The organism is Actinokineospora xionganensis (assembly GCF_014323725.1).
Lineage (GTDB): Bacteria > Actinomycetota > Actinomycetes > Mycobacteriales > Pseudonocardiaceae > Actinokineospora > Actinokineospora xionganensis.
In genome coordinates, this window is record NZ_JABVED010000008.1 from 234324 (window position 1) to 255083 (window position 20760).

Annotated in this window: 11 protein-coding genes; 7 read left to right on the forward strand and 4 right to left on the reverse strand. The window is 69.5% G+C overall.

What is annotated here, in order from left to right:
- Entirely contained in the window at positions 1–924 is a 924-nt protein-coding gene (locus GPZ80_RS16240; protein ID WP_187221198.1) for a patatin-like phospholipase family protein, read from the reverse strand.
- Between the two features lie 105 nt (positions 925–1029).
- Between GPZ80_RS16240 and GPZ80_RS16245 the strand changes: the two genes are divergently transcribed.
- Positions 1030–1623: a TetR/AcrR family transcriptional regulator gene (locus GPZ80_RS16245; protein WP_187221199.1), complete on the forward strand. Its 594-nt coding sequence runs from the start codon at positions 1030–1032 to the stop codon at positions 1621–1623.
- A gap of 78 nt (positions 1624–1701) precedes the next feature.
- On the opposite strand, the gene GPZ80_RS16250 is transcribed toward GPZ80_RS16245, so the two are convergent.
- Positions 1702–2643: a zinc metalloprotease gene (locus GPZ80_RS16250; RefSeq protein ID WP_222719383.1), complete on the reverse strand. Its 942-nt coding sequence runs from the start codon at positions 2641–2643 to the stop codon at positions 1702–1704.
- Positions 2644–3191: 548 nt separating this feature from the next.
- On the opposite strand from GPZ80_RS16250, the gene GPZ80_RS16255 reads away from it, so the two are divergent.
- Positions 3192–4781, forward strand: coding sequence for an adenylate/guanylate cyclase domain-containing protein (locus GPZ80_RS16255; protein ID WP_222719384.1), 1590 nt, complete (start codon positions 3192–3194; stop codon positions 4779–4781).
- A gap of 78 nt (positions 4782–4859) precedes the next feature.
- Here the strand turns inward: GPZ80_RS16255 and GPZ80_RS16260 are convergent, their stop codons facing one another.
- Positions 4860–5231, reverse strand: a complete 372-nt coding sequence (locus tag GPZ80_RS16260) for a VOC family protein (RefSeq protein ID WP_187221201.1) — start codon at positions 5229–5231, stop codon at positions 4860–4862.
- Positions 5232–5318: 87 nt separating this feature from the next.
- Here GPZ80_RS16260 and GPZ80_RS16265 point away from each other — a divergent pair, with 87 nt between their 5' ends.
- Entirely contained in the window at positions 5319–5564 is a 246-nt protein-coding gene (locus tag GPZ80_RS16265) for a DoxX-related protein (RefSeq protein WP_187221202.1), read from the forward strand.
- Here GPZ80_RS16265 and GPZ80_RS16270 read toward each other — a convergent pair.
- Positions 5561–6166, reverse strand: coding sequence for a TetR/AcrR family transcriptional regulator (locus GPZ80_RS16270; RefSeq protein WP_187221203.1), 606 nt, complete (start codon positions 6164–6166; stop codon positions 5561–5563). The two genes, GPZ80_RS16265 and GPZ80_RS16270, sit on opposite strands and share 4 nt — an antisense overlap.
- Before the next feature lie 96 nt (positions 6167–6262).
- Here GPZ80_RS16270 and GPZ80_RS16275 point away from each other — a divergent pair, with 96 nt between their 5' ends.
- From GPZ80_RS16275 to GPZ80_RS16290, 4 genes are all read left to right on the forward strand, one after another.
- Positions 6263–7909 (forward strand): acyl-CoA dehydrogenase family protein, encoded by a 1647-nt coding sequence (locus GPZ80_RS16275; protein ID WP_187221204.1) that lies wholly within the window; start codon positions 6263–6265, stop codon positions 7907–7909.
- On the forward strand, positions 7902–8744 hold the full coding sequence (locus tag GPZ80_RS16280) for a crotonase/enoyl-CoA hydratase family protein (RefSeq protein ID WP_187221205.1): 843 nt from the start codon (positions 7902–7904) through the stop codon (positions 8742–8744). Before GPZ80_RS16275 ends, GPZ80_RS16280 begins: the two co-directional genes overlap by 8 nt.
- 97 nt (positions 8745–8841) lie before the next feature.
- Entirely contained in the window at positions 8842–10005 is a 1164-nt protein-coding gene (locus tag GPZ80_RS16285; RefSeq protein WP_187221206.1) for an MFS transporter, read from the forward strand.
- Positions 10006–10174: 169 nt separating this feature from the next.
- Entirely contained in the window at positions 10175–20749 is a 10575-nt protein-coding gene (locus tag GPZ80_RS16290; RefSeq protein ID WP_187221207.1) for a calcium-binding protein, read from the forward strand.
- The last annotated feature ends 11 nt before the right edge of the window (positions 20750–20760 follow it).

Consider the following 20760-nt stretch of genomic DNA (forward strand, 5'->3'; position numbering starts at 1 on the left):
TCATCCCTTTCGGACAGTGCGGTCGCGGACAGCGGCGCGGCTGGTGCGCAGCGAGGTCTCCAGGACGCGGGCCGCGCGCCTGCCGTCCATGAGGTTCGCGCCCATCGCGGCCAGGTCCTCGGGACCGGGGTCGAGGCGCAGCACCTTCGTCCCGGCGGCCCGCAGCGCGGCGACTTCGGCGTCGACCCCGCGGGTCATCCGAGCCCGCACCAGCTGCTCGACGCGGCGCAACCCCTTGGGCCGACCGGGATCCACCGAGGCCATCGGCGCGAGCACGACAACCTCGTCGAGTCCCAGCGGGAGCAGCAGGTCGGCGGAGGTGGGTGAGGCGATGCCGCCGTCGGCGAAGCGGCGGCCGTCGATCTCGACCGGCGGGAACCAGCCCGGCACCGCCCAGGACGCGCGGACCGCGTCCCGCAGCGAGGCGGTCGGCGCGGTCGGCGAGCCGAACGCGACCCGCTCGCCGGTGTCGTAGTCGCACCCGACCACCCACGCCGCCGGGTGCTTCACCCAGCCGTCGGCCGGAACCAGGGCGTCGACCAGGTCGATCAGCCAACCGGGATGGCCGGACCCGATCGGGAGCAGCCCGGTCAGTCTGGTCATGCCCGCGACGTCACGACGGCGGGCCAGCTTCAGGGAACCGAGGCGGGCACGCGGGAGCGGCGGAAACCTGCGTGGCGCCGCGGCGAGATGACGACTGACCGCGTCGCGTACTCCGGGAAGCCCTCGGTGCGCGTCGAGCAGTTCCCTCACCCCGACCCCGCTGCCGAGCAGCGTCACGAACTCGGCTCCCGCCGAGGTCCCGACGAGCGCGTCGGCCGTGCGCGGATCCCAGCCGAACGCCTCCTCGACCGCGACCAGCGCGCCGACCGTCCACGCCGCACCCAGCGTGCCGCCACATCCGATGACCAGACCGCGCCGCATGACACCTCCTCGGGTCAATCGGAGACTAACAGTATTCGAATACCACCGGTAGGCGTATCTGAAGACCGCCGGTATCCTGATACCGCAGAGGGTTAGGGTGATGGCATGCCGAGACTGACGCGGGCTGAGAGCCAGGCGCGCACCCGCGCGCACCTGGTGGCCACAGCGAAGGAGATGTTCCTCGCGGAGGGCTACTCGGTGACCTCGCTGGAAAAGGTCGCCGACGCCGCCGGGTATTCGAAGGGCGCGGTGTACTCGAACTTCCGCAACAAGGACGAGCTGTGCCTGGCCGTCCTCGACGACATCCACGCCGAGAAGGCCATGAAGATCGCCGAGGCGATCACCGGGGCCGACACCATCGACGAACGTCTGTCGGCGTTTCAGAAGTGGGCCGAGGAGAACATCGGCAACGTCGGGTGGACGGCTCTGGAGGTCGAGTTCGCCATCAGCGCCCGGCGCGATGAGGTGGTGCGCGAGGAACTGGCGAATCGCGACCGGATGATCCGCGAGCTGATCGCCGCCCTGATCACGGCCCAGGCGGAGGAACTGGGGATCAGGCTTCCCATGCCCGCCGATGCCGCGGCGACGGCGTTGTTGAGCCTGGGGATCGGGTTGGGGCTGCAGCGGGCCATCGATCCGACGATCGAGGTGACCGTGCTGACCGACCTGATCCGGCTGCTTGCCGGCCCATCCAAGTGACTCGCGGCTCGTCTGGTCTGTCCACACACGACAGTGCGCCCCACACCGTCTGGGGTGCGGGGCGCACTGTTGCGTGCCTTACGCCCGGTATGCGGTCCACATGTCGCTCATCCGCTGGCTCTGGCCAGGGGTGAACTGGTTGTAGCAGGAGTCGTAGGAGTAGTCCATGTAGTTGTGGATCGGGTCGAGACCCGGCAGCGAGCAGGAGTCGCGACCTTCGGGGCAGCCGTTGGTGGAGCTGGACTGCGCGGGGGTGTCCGCGACCTCGTCATTGGTGGAGGTGCAGCCGCCCTGGAAGGTGTGGTAGAGCCCCAGCCAGTGGCCCGCCTCGTGCGTGCCGGTCTCGCCCAGGTTGTAGTTGGCGATGCTGCCGCCGGGCAGCGAGTCCCAGTGCACGCGGATGCCGTCCACGGCGGCGCTGCCGCTCCACGGGAACGTGGCGATGCCGAGGTAGTCGAAGTCGACCAGCCAGATGTTGAGCGCGTTCATGCCGCCCTGGCGGGTCTGCGCGCGGTACTTCGAGCTCTGACGGTCCTTGTGCCAGTTGTCGTTGTAGAAGCGGTCGACGCCCGCGAGGGTGAAGGTGAAGCCGGTGTTGGAGGCCTGCGAGGACTCCTGGCCGCCGAACGTCTTGTTGAGGACGTCGATCTGGGCGGCGATCTGCGCGTCAGTGACGTTGCCGTGGCCGTCCTTGCCCGCCATCACGTGGACGTAGGTGGGAATGGTGGCCGCGGCCAAGGCGCCCTGCGGAACGAACTTGCCCTCGGCGCGCTTCTGCTCGAGTAACTTCTTGCTCTGCGATTCGACGCGGGCGATGTCCCAGGCCGTCATCAACTCGTGGTCAGGACCCCAGCCGCCCCTGGCGGAGGAGTTCTGCTGAGGCGTGACGCATTCCGCGGCGGTGTTGCCGTTGACGAACGCGGCGGCCGGTGCGGTCGAGGCCAGCGGGGTCATCGCGAGCGCAGCCGCGGCAAGCGTCGCGATACCTGCTGCGCGCAGGGTGGTTGAGGGACGTCCCATCGCCTTCTCCTTGGGCTTAGGGGGCAGGGGCCGTCGAAACCTATGCGGGAGGGTGAATGTTTGGGAAGACTCTGCTCGGGCGGAAATTTTCCCGTTACCAGAGTTGCGGGAACGCCGATTTGTTGCGGGACCACACTTAGGCAGGATGACTTCGCCAGAGGCCGCAGGGGTGGCCCTGGCGTCGGGTGCAGCCCGACGCGACGTCGACACCGGGTGCGCAAAACCGCCGTCTACTGCCGAACCTAGCAAACGGCCCGCGTCGAATAGTCCGATTCCGACAGATAAACCCGACCTCCGCACGCGTGCGGATCGGCGGCTCGACGTGCCGGAACAGCGTGGATACGCTCGCCGAACCACCTCGCCGAGCGGGAGTGCGGGACCGTTGCCGCCTCGGCTCCCCGGTTGTAGCGGAGGCCAATGATGCTCACCCGAAGCCGCCTCATGTCGAGTGCGGCAGGCGGTGTCACCACGACCGCCATACCGTGGCCGCCTGGTCCGTGGCGCCCGCCGATCGGTGGATTCTCCGGCGGCGACCCGAACGCGGTCCGTTGACCACCGGCGACCGCGCCCGGCTCGACCGGTCCCGCGCGCCGTTCGGCTCGCCGCTGCTCGGAGGCGCCAACCAGGACCAGCGGACACTGCGGATCCGGGTGCAGCTCCTGATCACCGTGAGCCTGGTGCTGGCCAACCTGATCGGCGCCGTGGTCGTCGCCGTGCTGCAGATCGTGGTCCTCCCCGGCCCCGGCCTCGACGACCGCACGCGGCTGATCGCCATCATCGGCGCGCCCACCTATGTGGCGGTGGCACTGGTCATCGGCTGGACCTGGGGCACCCGACGGGCGCTGGGGGTGCTGCGGTGGTCGATGGACCGCCGCGTCCCGACCGCAGCCGACCGCCGCGCGACCGTGCGGGTGCCGATGCGACTCACCCTGATGCAGGCCTCGCTGTGGGGGTTGGCGACGGTGCTGTTCACCGCGACTTTCGCTGTTCTGCAACCGGAGCAGGTCGCGACGGTGGCGTTCACCGTCGGCTTCGCCGGCATCGTGGTCTGCGCGATCGCCTACCTGCTCACGGAATTCGCGCTGCGCCCGGTCGCGGCGAAGGCACTGACGAACGATCCGCCGACCAGGGTCGGCGGCGCGGGCGTGCTGGTGCGGATGCTCGTGTTCTGGTCGCTGGGCACGGGGGTGCCGGTGATCGGTGTGGTGGCGGTGGCCGTGTTCGCCCTGGCCCGCAAGAACGTCTCGACCGACCAGCTCGCCACGACCGTGATCGTCCTCGGCGGCATCGTGCTCGTCGTGGGGCTGCTGGTGATGGTGATCAACGCCCGCGCGACCGTCGCCCCCATCCAGTCGGTGCGCGACGGGCTGTCGCGGGTCCAGCGCGGGCAGCTGGACCTGGAGATCCCGGTCTACGACGGGACCGAGTTGGGCCTGCTGCAGGCGGGCTTCAACCGGATGGCCGCGGGCCTGCGCGAACGCGAACGCATCCGCGATCTGTTCGGCAGACACGTCGGCCACTCGGTCGCCGACGAGGCCGTCGCCGACGGCGGGACCGCACTGGGTGGTGAGGTCTGCGAGGTCGCGGTGATCTTCGTCGACATCGTCGGCTCCACCACCCTGGCGGCGACGCGTCCGCCGGAGGAAGTGGTGGGGCTGCTCAACCGCTTCTTCGCCGTCGTCGTGGACGAGATCGACGCCCACGGCGGCCTGGTCAACAAGTTCGTCGGCGACGCGGCCTTGGGCGTCTTCGGCGCCCCGGTCCCCCTTGACGACAACGCGGGCCGCGCCCTGGCCGCCGCCCGCGCGATCGCCGCACGGTTGCCGGTGGAGGTTCCCGAGTGCCCGGCGGGGATCGGGGTGGCCGCCGGAATGGCGGTGGCGGGCAACATCGGTGACGAACGGCGGTTCGAGTACACGGTGATCGGGGACCCGGTGAACGAGGCGGCCCGCCTGACGGAACTGGCGAAGTCCGTGCCGGGCCGCCTGGTCGCCTCCTCGCGAGCGGCAGCGGCGGCGGCCCCGGAGGAAGCGGCGAGGTGGCGGGCCACCGACACAGTCACGTTGCGCGGGCGGACCGAGGACACCACGGTCGTGGTGCCGATCATTGACCCGGCTGGAGTGGTGACGGGGAACTAGGTTGAGGGGGCCTGCGGGCGTGTTGGTCCTGGGGTTCCCGTTTGGGTGGATGGTGGCGGGAGCCATCCGTCGCGGGGTCTAGGTGATCAGGGTCGCTTTGGGTCGTACGATGCAGAACTCGTTGCCTTCAGGGTCAGCCAAAACCGTCCACGACTCCTCCCCCGTCTGCCCGATCTCCACCCTCGTGGCGCCAAGGGCGAGGATCCGGTCGATCTCCGCCTCGCGGTCCTCCGGCGAGGAAGTCAAGTCGAGGTGCAACCGGTTCTTGGCCACCTTGCGATCGGTCACCGGCATGAAGCACAACCCCACCGAAGCCGTCTCATGCGCACCGACGACAACCTCCCGCTCCCGGACCGAGAGGATCTTCCAGCCCAGCACGTCAGCCCAGAAGCGGGCGAGGCCGGGCAGGTCGTGGGCGTCGATGACGATGTGGTGAAGCGAGACAGGCATGCCACCAGTGTCCCCCGATCCACCGACACCGGCGATCATGCGCACCGCGTATGGTCGGCGCACTGAACGAACGACGAGAGGACTGCCATGTCCCGCCTGCTCGGACTAGCGATCGCCGCTGTCGGCGCCGCCCACTTCATCGCCCCCAAGGCGTTCGAGCCGGTTTCGGTGAAGGCGTTCCCCGAGGACACCGAGCAGTGGATCTACCGCAACGGGGCCACTGAGGTCGTCCTCGGCACGGCGGTCGCCATCAAGCGCACCCGCAAGCTCGGCGTGCTGGGCCTGGCCGTTTACGGCGGGTGGCTGGGCAGCCGGGTTCTCGCGAACCGCTAGTCGGGCCTGCCCAGGGCCCGGCCGACGAAGGCCAGCAGAGCGGGCAGCACCTTCTCGCCGGTGTCCCCACGGGACAGCGGAAGCACCAGCACGTCACTGATCGCGCCGACGATGCCCGCCGCGGTGATCCCCGCGTCCTGGTCGGGGATCTCGCCCGCGGCGATGGCGGCGACGATCGCGCTCGCCAGGATGTCGGAAAACGACTGGTGGAAGACCAGCCGCTCGGCTTCGACGAGCGGGTCGACCGGCTCGGCGATCAGCGCGTACGCCATTTTGGGTGAGCGCATCGCGCGGGTGCAGAACGTCTCGACGGCGGCGAGGATCGACGCGCGGGCCGACGACGTCAGCTTCTCGGCGCCCGCCTGGGACGCGGCGACGACCTCGCGGCTCACCGCGGTGCGGAAGACCTCCGCGAACAGCTCCCCCTTGCTGGGGAAGAACTGGTAGATCGACCCGGTCGCCACCTCTGCCCGCCTGGCGACACCGGCCATCGAGCACCCGGCGTAACCCTCATCGACGACCAACTCGGTCGCCGCGCGGACGATGCGTTCCCGGGTCATGGCCTGCTTCTTGAGCACGGCCTCGGTCTTGCGATACGCCACCCACGCATTCAACCACCGGAAGAATTGAACCTTGCTTCAGACCTACGCCGAGGGCTACCGTCGAAACGCGCCGACACCACCAGACGGAGGAACCCGATGCCCGCCACGCACGAGGTCACCAACCAGGTTCCGCCGCTGACCGGCTACGACGTCGCCGCGTACCCGGCGCTGCTCGAAGGCCTGCGCCGCGAGGGCGCCGGATGGGCCGAGGCGGACCTGCACGCACTCGGCACGCTCGCAGGCGGCGAGCAGGCGCAGGAGTGGGGCCGTCTGGTCGAGAAGTACCCGCCGGCGCTGCGCACCCACGACCGCTTCGGCCACCGGGTCGACGAGGTCGACTTCCACCCGCACTGGCACGACCTGATGACGGTGGCCGTCGAGAACGGGCTGCACGCGGCGCCGTGGCGCGACCAGCGGCCGGGCGCGCATGTGGCCCGCGCGGCGAAGATGTTCGTGTGGGGGCAGACAGATCCCGGGCACCTGTGTCCGATCTCGATGACCTACGCCGCCGTCCCAGCGCTGCGCGTCGAGCCGACGCTGGCCGCGGACTTCGAGCCGCAGCTGACCGCGTCGGTCTACGACTACGGGCTGCGAGAGCCGAGCGGCAAGCGGGGTCTGATCGCGGGCATGTCGATGACCGAGAAGCAGGGCGGCTCCGACGTGCGGGCCAACACCACCCGGGCCACGCCGAACAGCGACGGCACATACACCATCGTCGGCCACAAGTGGTTCACCTCCGCGCCGATGTCGGACCTGTTCCTCACGCTCGCCCAGGCGCCCGGCGGGCTGACCTGCTTCCTGCTGCCACGGGTGCTGCCCGACGGCACCAGGAACGCGCTTCGGTTGCAGCGCCTCAAGGACAAGCTCGGCAACCGGTCCAACGCGTCCTCGGAGATCGAGTACGACGACGCCGTGGGCCGGCGGGTCGGCGAGGAGGGGCGCGGGGTGCCGACGATCATCCAGATGGTCAACCTGACCCGGCTGGACTGCGCGGTCGGCTCGGCGTCCGGCATGCGTCAGGGCGTCGCACAGGCAGTGCACCACGCGACCCACCGCGACGCGTTCGGGGCGAGGCTCATCGAGCAGCCGCTGATGGTCAACGTCCTGGCCGACCTCGCGATCGAGGCCGAGGCGGCGACAGTCGTCGGGATGCGGCTCGCGGGCGCGGTCGACCGCGCCATCGCGGGCGACGAACAGGAGGCGATGGTCCGTCGGGTGGGGCTGGCGGTGACCAAGTACTGGGTCTGCAAGCGCGCCCCCGCTCACGCGGCAGAGACGCTGGAATGCCTGGGCGGCAACGGGTATGTCGAGGAGTCCGGGCTGCCCCGGCTCTACCGGGAGGCGCCGCTGCCGTCCATCTGGGAGGGGTCCGGAAACGTGGCGGCCCTGGACTCGCTGCGGGCGATGGCGAAGCAGCCGGAGTCGGTGGAGGCGTTCTTCGCCGAAGTCGACCTGGCGGCGGGCACCGACGCACGGCTCGACAACGAGGTCGCCCGGGTGCGCAAGGAACTGTCCCACTTCGACGACATCCAATACCGGGCGCGGCGAATCGTCGAGTCGATGGCGTTGGTGCTGCAGGGTTCCCTGCTGGTACGCCACGGAAACCCCGCCGTCGCCGACGCTTTCTGTGCGTCCCGCCTGGACAGCGACTGGGGTGTCGCCTTCGGCACCCTGCCCACGGGGATCGACACCACCACGATCATCGAGCGCGCCAAGCCACGCGGAGGAGACTTCGATGCCTGAGACCCTGCGCACCGAAACCGAGGCGGGCGTCCGATCAATCATCCTGACGCGTGCGGCCGAATACAACACCATCACCTTGGCACTACGCGACGAACTCGGCGCGGCGATAGACGAAGCCGACGACGACCCGGACGTGCGAGTCATCCTGCTAAGGGCCGAGGGCCCCGCCTTCTGCGCAGGCTACGGCCTCGACTGGTCGACGCGACTACAGGCAACCGAGGCGACCATGGACCGGGCGTGGGACTCGGTCATGGACATGCGCGAGATGTCGAGGTTCGTCGACACCTACATGAAGCTCTGGTACGCCACCAAACCCACCATCTCGGCAGTACAGGGCTGGTGCGTCGCGGGCGGAACGGACATGGTGCTGTGCTCGGACATCATCATCGCAGGCGAAGGAGCCTCCTTCGGCTACCCACCCTCCCGGGTGTGGGGCACCCCGACCACCGCGATGTGGGTCTACCGTCTCGGCTTCGAGAAGGCCAAACGGTACCTCCTGACCGGCGACGAGATAAGGGCGAAGGAAGCGGCGGACATAGGCCTGATCCTCGAGTGCGTCCCGGATGACCAACTGCTCGACCACGCGACTGCGCTGGCCAAGAGAATGGCCCAGGTTCCTCTCAACCAACTGCGGATGCTCAAACTGCTGTGCAACCAGACGGCGGAGAACATGGGCATCAACTCCACAAGGACACTGGGAACCCTGTTCGATGGGGTGGCGAGGCACACCCAGGAAGGCCGAGACTTCGTGGAACGTTCCGCAAAGATCGGAATCCGTGAAGCAGTACGAGAACGCGACAACCCGTTCGGCGATTACGGCTCACGCCCACGCTGACATTCGCCGCCGGTCGGCGGTCGGTTCACGGCAGCGCGACGGCTTTCAGGCCACTTGACCCATTCCACCCCTGCCCCGCAAGGTCCACTCTGGACCTGTGACCACCACCGCCCGCCTGTTCACCCCCGCCTTCGTGCTCCTCGGCCTCGCCGACCTGGGCTACTTCACCGCCGTCGGGGTGGCTATCTACACGCTTCCGCTCTACGTCACAGGGCCCGTCGGGTCCGATACCGCTGGGGCGGGGCTCGCGTTCGGGGCGTTCGCTGTGTCCGCGCTCATCCTGCGGCCGTTCGCCGGGCGGTTGTCGGATCGGATCGGGCGGCGGGTGCCGCTCGTCGGTGGGGCTCTGCTGGCCGCCGTGGCCTTGGCTCTTACGCCGCTCGCCGACACCTTGCTGTCGGTTGTGGCGCTGCGCCTGGCACTGGGGGTCGCTGAGGCCGCGTTTGTCGTGGCAGGCTTCGCCGCGTTGGCCGATCTGGCGCCGCCGAGCCGGTTGGGTGAAGCGCTGAGTTACAACTCGCTGGGGCTCTACCTGGGGCTTGCCCTCGGTCCGCCATTGGGCGAACTTCTGTTGGAGCGCGGGAGTTTCACGGTCGCCTGGGTGGGTGCGGCGGTAGTCGTGGGACTCAGTGCGCTCGCTGTGCTCGGCATCGGCGAGACCCGTGCGCCGACCGAGCCCACGAGTGGGCCGGTGCAGCTCATCCACCGCGGCGCCCTCGCCCCCGGCATCGGCTTCTTCACCTCCGTCATGGCGATGAGCGGCTTCCTCGCCTTCGTCTCCCTGCACGCGCGCGAGGTCGGGTTGGCGGCCACGAGCCTGCCGCTGTTCGTCTACGGCGCCGTCGTCGTGGTCTGCCGGATCGTGTTCGCCAAGGTCCCGGACCGGCTGCCCTCGCTGTCGCTGGCCTCGGCCGCGCTGGTGGTCATGGCGGTGGGCTTGTCGACCATGGCGCTCTGGACGACGCCGGTCGGGCTGATCACCGGCGCGGTGCTGATGGCCCTGGGCATCACGTTCAGCACGCCCGCCTTCTTCTCGGCGATCTTCTCGTCCGCCGGACCAGGCGACCGGGGAGCCGCCGCGGGCACCGCCAGCGCGTTCCTCGACCTCGGGCTCGGCGGCGGCCCGATCCTGCTTGGACTGGTGGCCCGCTCGGCGGGCATCCCCTGGGCGTTCGGAGTCGCCGCGGGCGTCGCCCTAGTGGGGTACATGTGGACGGTCACCCTGCTACGACGCAAAGCGACAAGACCCGCCCAGGCGTAGCCCATTCGGGTGAACGGCTTCGACTGACCGGTCCCTCCGTAACGGGTTCCTCCAGCCGGGCGACTACCGCCTTGGTGACCCGGTGCCGAATCGAGTCACCACACGCGAGCCGAATTACCAACTTGACAGCAGTCGTCGGGGGACGCTGTCGTCGAGGGGCGGTCTGGCCATGCTGGTCTCCACGAAGACTCGTCGGTCCACTGGACGGCGGGCCACCGCCGTACTGACCAGCGTCGCGCTGGCGCTCTTCGGACTGTTCGCGACACCGCCGGTCGCGGTGGCCCAGGAAGCGCACGTGACCAAGATCCTCAGCGGGATCAGCGCGTTCGCCGACTTCAGCAAAGCGCTGAAGACCGTGGGCAAGTTCGGCGAGGCGCTGCCGGTGGTCGGGGTGAGTCCCGGCGCGGCGCTCGGTCTCGACGACCTTATCGCCGAGACCGTGCACAAACCCCTCAAGGACAAGCAGACCTTCGCCGACCTCGCGGGCACCTACCCGCTCGCGGGTGGCCGACCCGGCACCCTGACGATCCAGACCAGCGACGTGGCCGGGATCAAGCGGGTCGACGCGACCGTGCAGATGACGACCGTGGCCGACAAGCAGCCGATCAGCGTGGCAGGCGCGAGCCCCGAGATCACCGTCACGACCTCCGGCGCGATCGACGTCACCTTCACCCTCAACGCGACCCTGCGCTTCGCCTACGACGCCCCGCGCGACTGGTTCTACCTGGTCAAGGACGGCGCGTCGCCGAAGTTCACCGTCGGCGCGACCGGCGCGTTCGACCCCGCCGAGGTGCCCACCGCCGGGTTCGGCATCCTCGGCGTCGACCTGAACAAGGCCGCCTCCCACGTCACCGTCGAAGCCAACATGACGGTCTCGGCCGACGACCCGGACGGCGACGGCAGGCTCGCCCTCAGCCCGCCCACCGTGGGCACCGGCACGGCCGAACTGGCGAGCCCCGGCGCGGCGGCCGGCCTGTTCCACATCGGACTCGCCGCCCCCGCGGGCAAGGTCGACGCGGCCCTCGCCTTCACCGCGCAGCCGCTCGCGGGCACCGCCGTCGGCGGCATCAGCGGCACCGTGAACGTGCAGTGGCCCGACATCGCCACCGGTTCCCCCACGGTGAGCGTCACCGGCCCGGACCTCGCCCAGCTGACCCGGTTCACCACCCTGAGCCCGCGCGACCTGGTCGAGGGCCTGAGCCACCTGGCCAGTTCGATCGAGGCCATCCAGCGCGCCCAGTGGGGCGATCCCACCAAGCCGATCGGCAACGTGAACCTGCCCTTCATGCGCGGCACCCTGGCCGACGCGGTCAAGGCGAGCGGCGTGCTGGCGCGGTTCGTCGACGCCAACGTGTTCAAGCCCGAGGAGGACAAGGCCAAGGCAGGCCTGCCGAAGTTCACCTCGGTGCAGAACATGTTCAAACTGCTCAACGTCGGGCCGATCACGGTGACCGGCGTGGCGTTCCACGACACCACCAAGAAGCTTGAATTCACCCTGACCATGAAGCAGGACGCGCCCAACGACCCGGCGCAGCTCAACGACCAGGCCGCGCTGACCTCCGGGCAGGGCACGAACGTCACCTACGAGGCGAACAAGCTCAAGCACCTCAACAAGGGCAAGGACTGGGCGGTCGACTTCTTCAAGGGCCGCATCGTCTCCGCGGGCACGTCCCAGGGCGTGGTGAAGTCCAACACCGTCGACGAGATCACCCTCGAAGAGGCCTGGATCGGCGGCACCCCGGCGCCGGGCGCGACGTACAAGATCACCTCGCCGGATCCGATGATCGGCCAGGTCTCCTTCGGTGACCTGTTCAGCAGCAAGGGTTTGCGCGACGCGAACGCGCTCACCGCGAAGGCCACGGTGAAGCCGAGCTACGAGGCCAAGGCCACCCTGGTCCTCGACCTGCGCGACCCGATCAAGGGTGACGCCTGCAAACCGCTCGACCCCGACGCGGCCGCGGGCGGCTGCCCGTTCGCCGACAAGAACCCCGACGGCACCACCACCCTGGTGTCGAGCCTGCCCCGCACGCCGGACCGGTTCCTGCTGCGCACGGGCGGCGACCTGCTCAAGGCCGACGCGCCGGTCGACACCGCGATCGACGTCAACGGCAGCGTGGGCTACCTGAAGGTGCACCTGTCCGGCGAGCTGAAGCTGTCCAAGAAGGACGGTTCGGCGAACATGCTCACCGTCGGCCTGAAGAAGGTCGGCGACGCCGACGGCGACCTTCCGCTGTCGCAGGTCTTCCCGAAGCTCGTCGACGACCTGACCACCCCGGCGAAGGAGCCGGAGAACCTGCTGACGATCGCGGTCGGCGGCAAGGCCAGCGCCACGGTCGCGCTCGACGTCCCCGGCATCACCGACTTCTTCGGCGGCCCGGTCAGCGTCGGCGTCACCATGCCCGACGTCACCGATCCGACGAACGTGCAGTTCACCGGCCTCGACGCGCTCGACAAGGCCAAGGCGTTCGACTTCGACCCGAACAACCCGCGGGCGATGTTCGGCCAGATCATCAAGGCGCTGCAGGTCCTCAACAGCTCGCTGAAGGTCGTCGACGGCGACGGCGCGGTGAAGTCCGCGCTGACCACGCCGCTGCCGGTCGTCGGCAAGTCGCTCTCGGAACTGCTGGGCAGCGCCGAGACCGGCGGCGGACCCACCGTCTCCTACAGCAACGAGACCTTCAACGGCACCACCCTCGGCGTCATCACCGACACCAGCCGCGAGGGCTCCACCGCGTTCACCCGCGACCTCGAAGGCCGAGCCGTGCTCGTCGGCACCCAGCCCATGATCGTGGCGCTGGCCGACACCGGAAACAAGCGCCTGCTGCTGTCCCAGCCGTGGGCCACACCGCCCGCCAAGGGCACCACGTACACGTTCCGCAGTCCGCTGGAGGACGCGGTCGACAAGCTGACCGCCGCACCCCCGGACTACCTGCAGGACCTCGTGGGCGTGCTGAACAAGGCGCTGCCCGAGGGCAGCGGGATCTCCTTCGCCTACAAGGTTGTCGGCACCACGCCGTCGATCGTGCTCAACGTCGACATGAAGCGGAAGGTCGCGACCTCGCAGCCGGTCCGGTTCTCCTTCACCGACGACCTGGGCACCGGCCGGTCGCTGGTCGGCGCCGAGGGGGCGGCGACGGCGAACCTCGCGCTCACCGGCTCCACCAAGATCGGCTTCGTGCTGCCGCTGGCCGCGGGCGCGGGCCCGGCCGACGCCGCGGCGCTGTCCGTGCTGCCGGACTCCACTGTGGACCTCACCGCGGACGGCGGGATCTCCGGCGTGGTCAAGTCCTCGGTCGGCCCGCTGTCCATCGCGCTCGGCAACCCCGCCGGGCCGGAGAAGGCGGTGGCCAAGGCGCACTACAACGCCCACCTCGGCTACGGACCCGGTGGCACCACGCCGGTCCCGCTGTCGGACTTCGTGAAGAACGTGTCGCTGACGCTCAACGGCGACAACAAGCCGGTCACCTGCGCGGGCGACCCGGCCGCGGGCACCGACCTCGCGCTGTGCGCGGTCATGCCGGTCTACGTCAGCTCCAACAACGTCAACTGGACCAAGCTGTCCGACCCGGGCGACTCGTTCATCGTGCGCCTGCCGCGCACCGGAAACCTGGCCGACGCGTTCTCGTTGAGCCCCGACCTGCCGGGCGGGGTCAAGCGCTTCGAGATGCCCGCGAACATCGGGGACAAGATCCTCAAGGCGCTGCTGGACTTCTCCCAGTTCGGCGACGGCATGGAGAAGTACCTGGCGATGATCGAGGCGGCGCTGCGGCTGGCCGCGTTCGACGGCAAGCTGCCGCTGGTCGGCGACGACATGCAGCAGGGAGCCGACGAGTTCGGCAAGCTGCGCGCCAAGATCCAGGAGGCGATGAAGCACATTCCGGGTGGCGGCCGGGTCGGCAGCACCAACGAACTGGCCGACTGGGTCAACAACCACCTCAAGCCCGCGGTGGGCGACACGCTCACGGTCGGCTTCAGATGTGAGGCGACCCTGCAGCCCGCGACCTCGCCGACCGCGTCGGCGCAGGGCACCAAGGGCACGACCAAGTACCGCTACGGCGTCGTGGCCACCGCGCAGGGCCAGGACGCCCCGCCCGCCGTGGTCGAGGTGCTCGACGGCAACGCCACCATCAGCGCCACGGACTTCAACCGGATCAGCTGGACGAAGTCGCAGTACGCCACCGGGTACAAGATCATCCGACTGGCCGACTTCAACGACCCAGCCAGTTGGAAGGTCGTCGCCGAACCGGGCAAGGACGCGACCAGCCACGACGACAAGGTCGTCACCCCGGTGGGGGCGACCTACGTGCCCGCCACGACCAACCCGAAGCTGGCCGACTGCCCGGACGGCGCCGCGCTGCAGGACATCACCGGCGCCACCTTCACCTTCGACGTCTGCGCTGGCAAGATCACCGAAGGCGACCCGTGCACGAAGGAGGCGCTGGGCCTGACCCGGCCGCTGGACATCGGCATCCCGGGCCTGTCCCTGCGCGAGGCCGCAGACCCGGACAAGCGCAAGGGGGTCAGCGCGAGCCTGGCCTACCGGCTGCACGTCAAGGTCGGTGTGGACAAGAGCAGCGGCTTCTTCGTCGCCACCCAGGACGCGAAACTGCCCGAACTCGGCGTGAAGCTCGGCTTCACCCTGCCCGAGGCGATGAAGGCGCAGCTGGCCTTCCTGGAAGTCGACCTCAAGCAGCACCCCGGCGGCGCGACGGACCTGTTCGCGGGGACGTTCTTCGTCGACCTGCACAAGAAGGGCGGCCCGTCCTGCGTCAAGGGCTGCGCGGCGACCACCGACGACCGGATCTCGCTGGCCGACCTCGCCGACCTCGACGCGGTCACCGACGTCTCGCTCGCGGCCAAGGTCGGCATCGACTGGGACTTCAAGGTCAGCGCCGACTCCGCCCTGCCCGGCATCTCCGGCTGGTTCCACTTGGACTGGGAATGGAAGCTGGGCGCGAAACCGGGCGAGGGCACCCCGAACATCGCGTTCAACGACATCACGCTGAACGCGGGCGACTTCCTCGGCTCGGTCCTCAAGCCGATCGCGGAGAAGATCGCCCTGTTCACCAAGCCGATCCAGCCGGTGATCGACCAGCTCTACGCCCCGATCCCGGTGCTGTCGGACCTCTCACGGGCGGTCGGCGGCGGTGACGTCAACCTGGTCACCATCGCCAAGTCCTACAGCACGATCGCGGGCGGACCCGACCTGGAGTTCGTCGACCGGATCCTGCAGACGATCCAGCTGGTGAACAAGCTCGCCCAGAGCGGCGGGGACGTCGTGATCGGCGACTTCACCGTCAACGGTGACGCGGCCAAGACGACGGTGAACTCGCCGGACAACGCCGCGTCGCTCATCAGCGGCAGCACACCCGAACCCGGCGACCTGGCAAGCCGGATCGACCAGGCGGGCAGCGGCGAGGACGTGCTCGGCGCGGACAAGGCGGGCGGCAAGGCGGGCTTCAGCTTCCCGGTCCTCAGCGACCCCACGAAGCTGTTCGGCCTGATCATGGGCCAGGACGTGGATCTGATCAAGTTCGACTCCGGCCCGCTGCGCCTGGCGTTCTCCTACAGCCAGTCCTTCGGCCCGGTCTACGCCCCGCCGCCGGTGCTGGTGAACATCTCCGGCAGCGCGTCCGTGGAGGCGCGGTTCCGCGCGGGCTTCGACACCTACGGCATCCGCAAGGCCGTGGAGGCGGTGCAGGCGGGCCGGGACATCCCGGTGACGATCCTCGACTCCATCTACCTGGAGACCGTCGACGACGCGGGCAAGCCGCTGCCGGTGGTCACCTTCCGCGGTGAGCTGGCCGCGGGCGCCGCGGTGAGCGTGGTGCTCATCGAGGTGGGCATCAAGGGTGGTGTGGCGCTGACGATCAGCCTGAGCTGGGCGGACCCGAACAACGACGGCAAGTTCCGGTTCTTCGAGTTCTCCAAGCTGGCACTGCGGAATCCGATGTGTCTGTTCAACATGGACGGACGGCTGAGTCTGTTCCTGAAGGTCTACATCACCCTCGGGTTCTCACCGTTCAGCGTGTCCTTCGACTTCACCCTGGCCGACATCACGTTGCTCGACTTCTCGGTGAAACCGAACTGCACACCCCCACCACCGAAGCTCGCCGCGCCGAGCGGCACGACGCTGCTGCTCAACGTCGGCCAGCGGACCGACCAGCGCGGCGACCCCGCGTGGAAGGACCGCACCGCTGAGGAGAAGTGGACGATCACCCAACTGGTCAACAAGGACGGGTCGTTCCGGGGCTTCGCGGTCAGCGCGCTCGGGTTCCGCGAAGAACACCTCGACACCAACCTGACCAAGGTGTCCGGCAACGCCGCGGGCGACACCGGGAAGCGGATCTTCGTCTTCCAGGGTGACGCGGACAAGAGCGAGGCGGGCCAGGACAAGGCCGCCGAGGCCAAGCCGTTCGACAAGGAAGTCGAACTCACCGGCGGCAGCGGCGACGACTCGGTCAAGACCAGCATCGGCAAGGCCACCATCAACGGCGGCCCGGGCAAGGACCAGATCACCACCGGCGACGTGCACAGCGCGTTCGGCGGCAAGGGATCGGTGACGGTCAACGGTGACGGCGAGGACGACACGATCACCGTCGGCGGCGCGGGCAACACGGTCAACGGCGGTGGCGGCATCGACCGCATCGCCGTGGGCCTCGGCGAGAACACCGTCAACGGCGGCGACGGCGACGACGTCATCGGTGTGGGCGCCGACAGCCCGCTCGCGGCGAACAACCCGGGCAAGTCGCAGTACGTGGCGCAGAAGAACATCATCATCGGCGGCCACGGCAGCGACCGGATCTCCGGCGGCTCGGGCCCTGACGTCATCTACACCGGCCAGAAGCTCGGCGTGCCGGACGACGACACCGGCGTGGACGACCCGGGTCACCCGGACAAGACGGTGGTCGACGGCAACATCGTGGACGCGACCAACACGGTCAACACCGGCACCGGGTCGGACACCGTGTTCGGCAGTCAGGGCTTCGACTTCGTCACCGGCGGGTCGCTGCTCAGCGAGGTCGACGACATCCGCGGTGGCGGCAACAAGGACGTCCTCACCGGCGGGTTCGGCAAGGACAAGGTCTATGGCGGACCCGGTGACGACTACGTCATCGCCGAGCCGTCCGATGTCGGCGCCGAGACGGGCAATGGCGTCTTCGGGCCCGAGCGGTCGGTCAACCACCGAACGCTGCCCGCGAACGTGGCCCCGCAGTCGAAGCTGCTGGTCGGCGGATACGGCAACGACCACGTGATCGGCGGCGACGGCGGAGCCGAGATGTTCGGCGACAAGCACGCCAACCCGTGCGCGCCCCCGAGCAACGACCCGGAGTCCAAGCCACCGGCGGAGCCGGAGGACAGCCAGGACGGCCGTGACCTGATGATCGGCGGCGCCGGTGTCGAGACGGCCGCCGCGGGCGGCAAGGCCGACCGGCTGGACCTGCGGTCCAACGCCGACCTCGGCTGCGGGCAGCGCGACGACGACGTCATCGCGGGCGGCAACGACAACGACAAGCTCTACGGCGGCCACGGAAAGGACACCGTCTACGGCGACTCGGGCAGCGACTCGGTCTACGGCAACGACGGCGACGACTCCCTCTATGGCGGCACGCAGAACGACTTCATCGAGGGCAACAACGGCTCCGACCACACCTTCGGCGGCGGCGGCTCCGATGTGCTCGTCGGCGGGACCCGCAAGGCCGGTGAGCCCGACAGCGGCGGCGACCACCTCTACGGTGACGCCGAGAACGACCTGCTCATCGGTGACAACGGCAGCGGCGACGCGGTCGCGGGCACCGGCGGGCCGTTCGACCTCGACGGCGCCAACGCGGCGGCCGGTGGTCCGGACTTCATCTTCGGCGGCGACGCCGACGACCGGGGCTTCGGCGGCCTGGCGCACGACGAGATGTCGGGCGGAGCGAACGACGACTACCTGGAAGGCAACAACGCCGACGACGTCATCCACGGCGACGGCGGCGAGGACCGGGTGGTCGGCGGCAGCGCCGAAGTGGCGTCCACTGTGGACGACCACAAGGTCGGCAGGCCGGACGTCGGCGACAAGCTGTTCGGCGACGCGGGTCCCGACCTGATCGCGGGCGACAACGCGGTTCTGTCCCTTGTGGACGGCACGCAGGCCTCCCCGATGACGCTGGGCAGGCAGTTCGCCAAGGCGCACAAGATCGAGCTGCTCGACCTCGGCTACGCGCCGGCGGCGGGCACCTCGGGCGGCGACGTGATCAGCGGCGGCGGCGACCAGGACGTGATCTCCGGCCAGGGCGGCGAAGACGCGATCGCGGGCGACGACGCTGACGACTACGCCGAGGGCGGACCGGCGCGCGACACCATCTCGGGCAACGGCGGCCAGGACGACCTGGTCGGCGGCAGCTCGACGCAGGAGGCGCCGGGCGTCGGACAGCCCGACGTCGGCGACCTGATCCACGGCAACGCGGAACAGGACCTCGCCTTGGGTGACAACGGTTCACTGGTCCGCTTCGGGCCGCCGAGCAGGCTGACCCAGGAACGCGGGATGACCGGCCGGGCGATCGTGCTCCTGGACCTCGGCCTCACCCCGCACGCCGATTCCTCCGGCGGTGACGAGGTCTTCGGCGACGACGCCACCGACGTCCTGCTCGGCCAGGGCGGTCCGGACCGGCTCCAGGGCAACGCCCACGACGACTACGTCGAGGGCAACCAGGGTGTCGACTGGATCGAGGGCGACAGCGGCAATGACGACCTCGTCGGCGGCAGCAGCGCCCCGCTGTCGGGTTCCGGTGCCACGACTTCCGGTCAGCCGGACGCCGCGGACGCCCTCTACGGCGGCCCCGGTGACGACATCGGCATCGGTGACAACGGTGTCGTGCTGCGGCCGGCGGCGGGCGAGGTCCCGACCAGGGCGACCCAGCGCCTGGCCACGGCGGGCGGCAACCCGATCACCGGGCGGATCGTCCAGCGCTACGACCTGGACAACGGCGGCCTGCTCAACGCCCCGGCCGGCGACCGGTTCGGCGACGACCGGGTGTCCGGCGGGTCCGGTGTGGACGTGCTGTGGGGCCAGGACGGCGGGGACTTCCTCTCCGGCGGCGGCCAGGCCGACTACCTGGAAGGCAACGGCGGCAACGACATGCTGCGCGGTGACCGGATGCTGTCCGAGCCGTCCGGCGAGACCACCTCGGTCCCGCTGGCCGACCCGGGCTGGCCGGGAGCGGCGAGCCCGTTGGAGGAACTGGAAGGCACCGACACGACGTCCGGCCAAGACGACATGATCGGCGGCAGCGCGGCGGCCGGGTTCCGCGACGGCGGCGACGCCTTCGAGGGCAACGGCTCCGACGACGTGCAACTCGGCGACAATGGCTCGCTGGTGCGCACACTGCAGGGCCAGCCGGGCTCGATGTCGGAGAAGGTCTACGCCGAGCGGTACGCCACGGGTCAGGTTCCCGCGGACGCGACGGTGTCGCGCACGCACGATCCTGAGTTGCCGGGCCCGTCGACCAGGTTCTGCACGACCGCACAGGCGACGTGTGAACCGGTGGGCGCCTTCGGCGACGACACCATGTTCGGCAACGACGGCGACGACGGGATGTGGGGCCAGGACGGCGACGACACCATGACCGGGGCGGCCGACGACGACGACATGTACGGCGAACTCGGCAACGACACCATGTTCGGCAATGACGGCCAGGACGCGATGGTCGGCGACCGCGGCGGCGTGGTCAACGAGTTCCTGAACGCCGACGACGTGGCGGCCAAGGGCTTCACGATGACGATGAACTCGGTGCCCCAGGAGACCTTCACCGGTTTCCGGGCGGGTGCGTACGACCGCAGGGTCGACCTGCTCCACGATGTGGACGGCGACGCCTTCATCGGCGGTCCGAGCTACCCGGCCATGCCGCACAACGGCATCGCCGAGGGCGGCGACGACCGCATCCGCGGCGGCCTGGGTGAGGACAACATCCACGCGGGCTTCGGCGACGACATGGCCAACGGCGACAGCGGCGGCGACCAGGTCTTCGGCGGCGACGGCGCGGACGTCCTGTGGGGCGGCAAGGGTTGCGACCCGGTGGTGAACGCCGCGACACCGGACTGCCAGACGAACGGCGCGTTCAATCCGGATTCGCGCGGGACGAACGACCGCTTCATCGACCACGTCTTCGGCGGGATCGGCGGCACCTCGGAGGCGTCACTGCAGGGAGCGGTCGGCTCGGACGTCATCGACTTCAATCCGCGCGGCGCCTACCCGGGCAACTGCGCGGCGGGCCCCTGGCCCCAGACTCTCGGCTCCGGCGCGATCGACCCGTGCCGCTGGTTCGAGATGACGGAGAAGGTCAACGACGACCCGAACAACCTGGCGACGCTGGCCGACAACCAGCACCACCAGGGCACCGACTGGCAGTACGGCGGCTGGGACCGCGACGTCCTCCAGGGCAACGTGGCGGGCAACGGCCCGAACCCGGGCGACCGGCTGATCGACTGGTCGGGCGCGTTCAACCTCTACACCCACTGCAACGCGGCCTATGGCGGGTACAACGACATCCGCCAGTTCAGCCCCGAGATGCAGCTGTTCCTGGAGAAGTTGGCGTGGGCCACCGGAGCGGGCCAAACCGCGTCCGACTCGGTGACCCCGGGAACGTCAGCCTTCAGGGAGTTGGCGCTGGTATACCCGGCGGACTTGAGGCAACACGGCAACGGCAAGGCCTACCCGACCACGCCAGGCCACTTCGACTCCCCCGTCTCCTGCGTCGACTGAACACCGCAGAC

What these genes read in the sequence shown, in the direction of transcription:
- GPZ80_RS16240 (WP_187221198.1), bottom strand. Translation starts at nt 924, where the DNA reads ATGCGGCGCGGTCTGGTCATCGGATGTGGCGGCACGCTGGGTGCGGCG.
- GPZ80_RS16245 (WP_187221199.1), top strand. Translation starts at nt 1,030, where the DNA reads ATGCCGAGACTGACGCGGGCTGAGAGCCAGGCGCGCACCCGCGCGCAC.
- GPZ80_RS16250 (WP_222719383.1), bottom strand. Translation starts at nt 2,643, where the DNA reads ATGGGACGTCCCTCAACCACCCTGCGCGCAGCAGGTATCGCGACGCTT.
- GPZ80_RS16260 (WP_187221201.1), bottom strand. Translation starts at nt 5,231, where the DNA reads ATGCCTGTCTCGCTTCACCACATCGTCATCGACGCCCACGACCTGCCC.
- GPZ80_RS16265 (WP_187221202.1), top strand. Translation starts at nt 5,319, where the DNA reads ATGTCCCGCCTGCTCGGACTAGCGATCGCCGCTGTCGGCGCCGCCCAC.
- GPZ80_RS16275 (WP_187221204.1), top strand. Translation starts at nt 6,263, where the DNA reads ATGCCCGCCACGCACGAGGTCACCAACCAGGTTCCGCCGCTGACCGGC.
- GPZ80_RS16280 (WP_187221205.1), top strand. Translation starts at nt 7,902, where the DNA reads ATGCCTGAGACCCTGCGCACCGAAACCGAGGCGGGCGTCCGATCAATC.
- GPZ80_RS16290 (WP_187221207.1), top strand. Translation starts at nt 10,175, where the DNA reads ATGCTGGTCTCCACGAAGACTCGTCGGTCCACTGGACGGCGGGCCACC.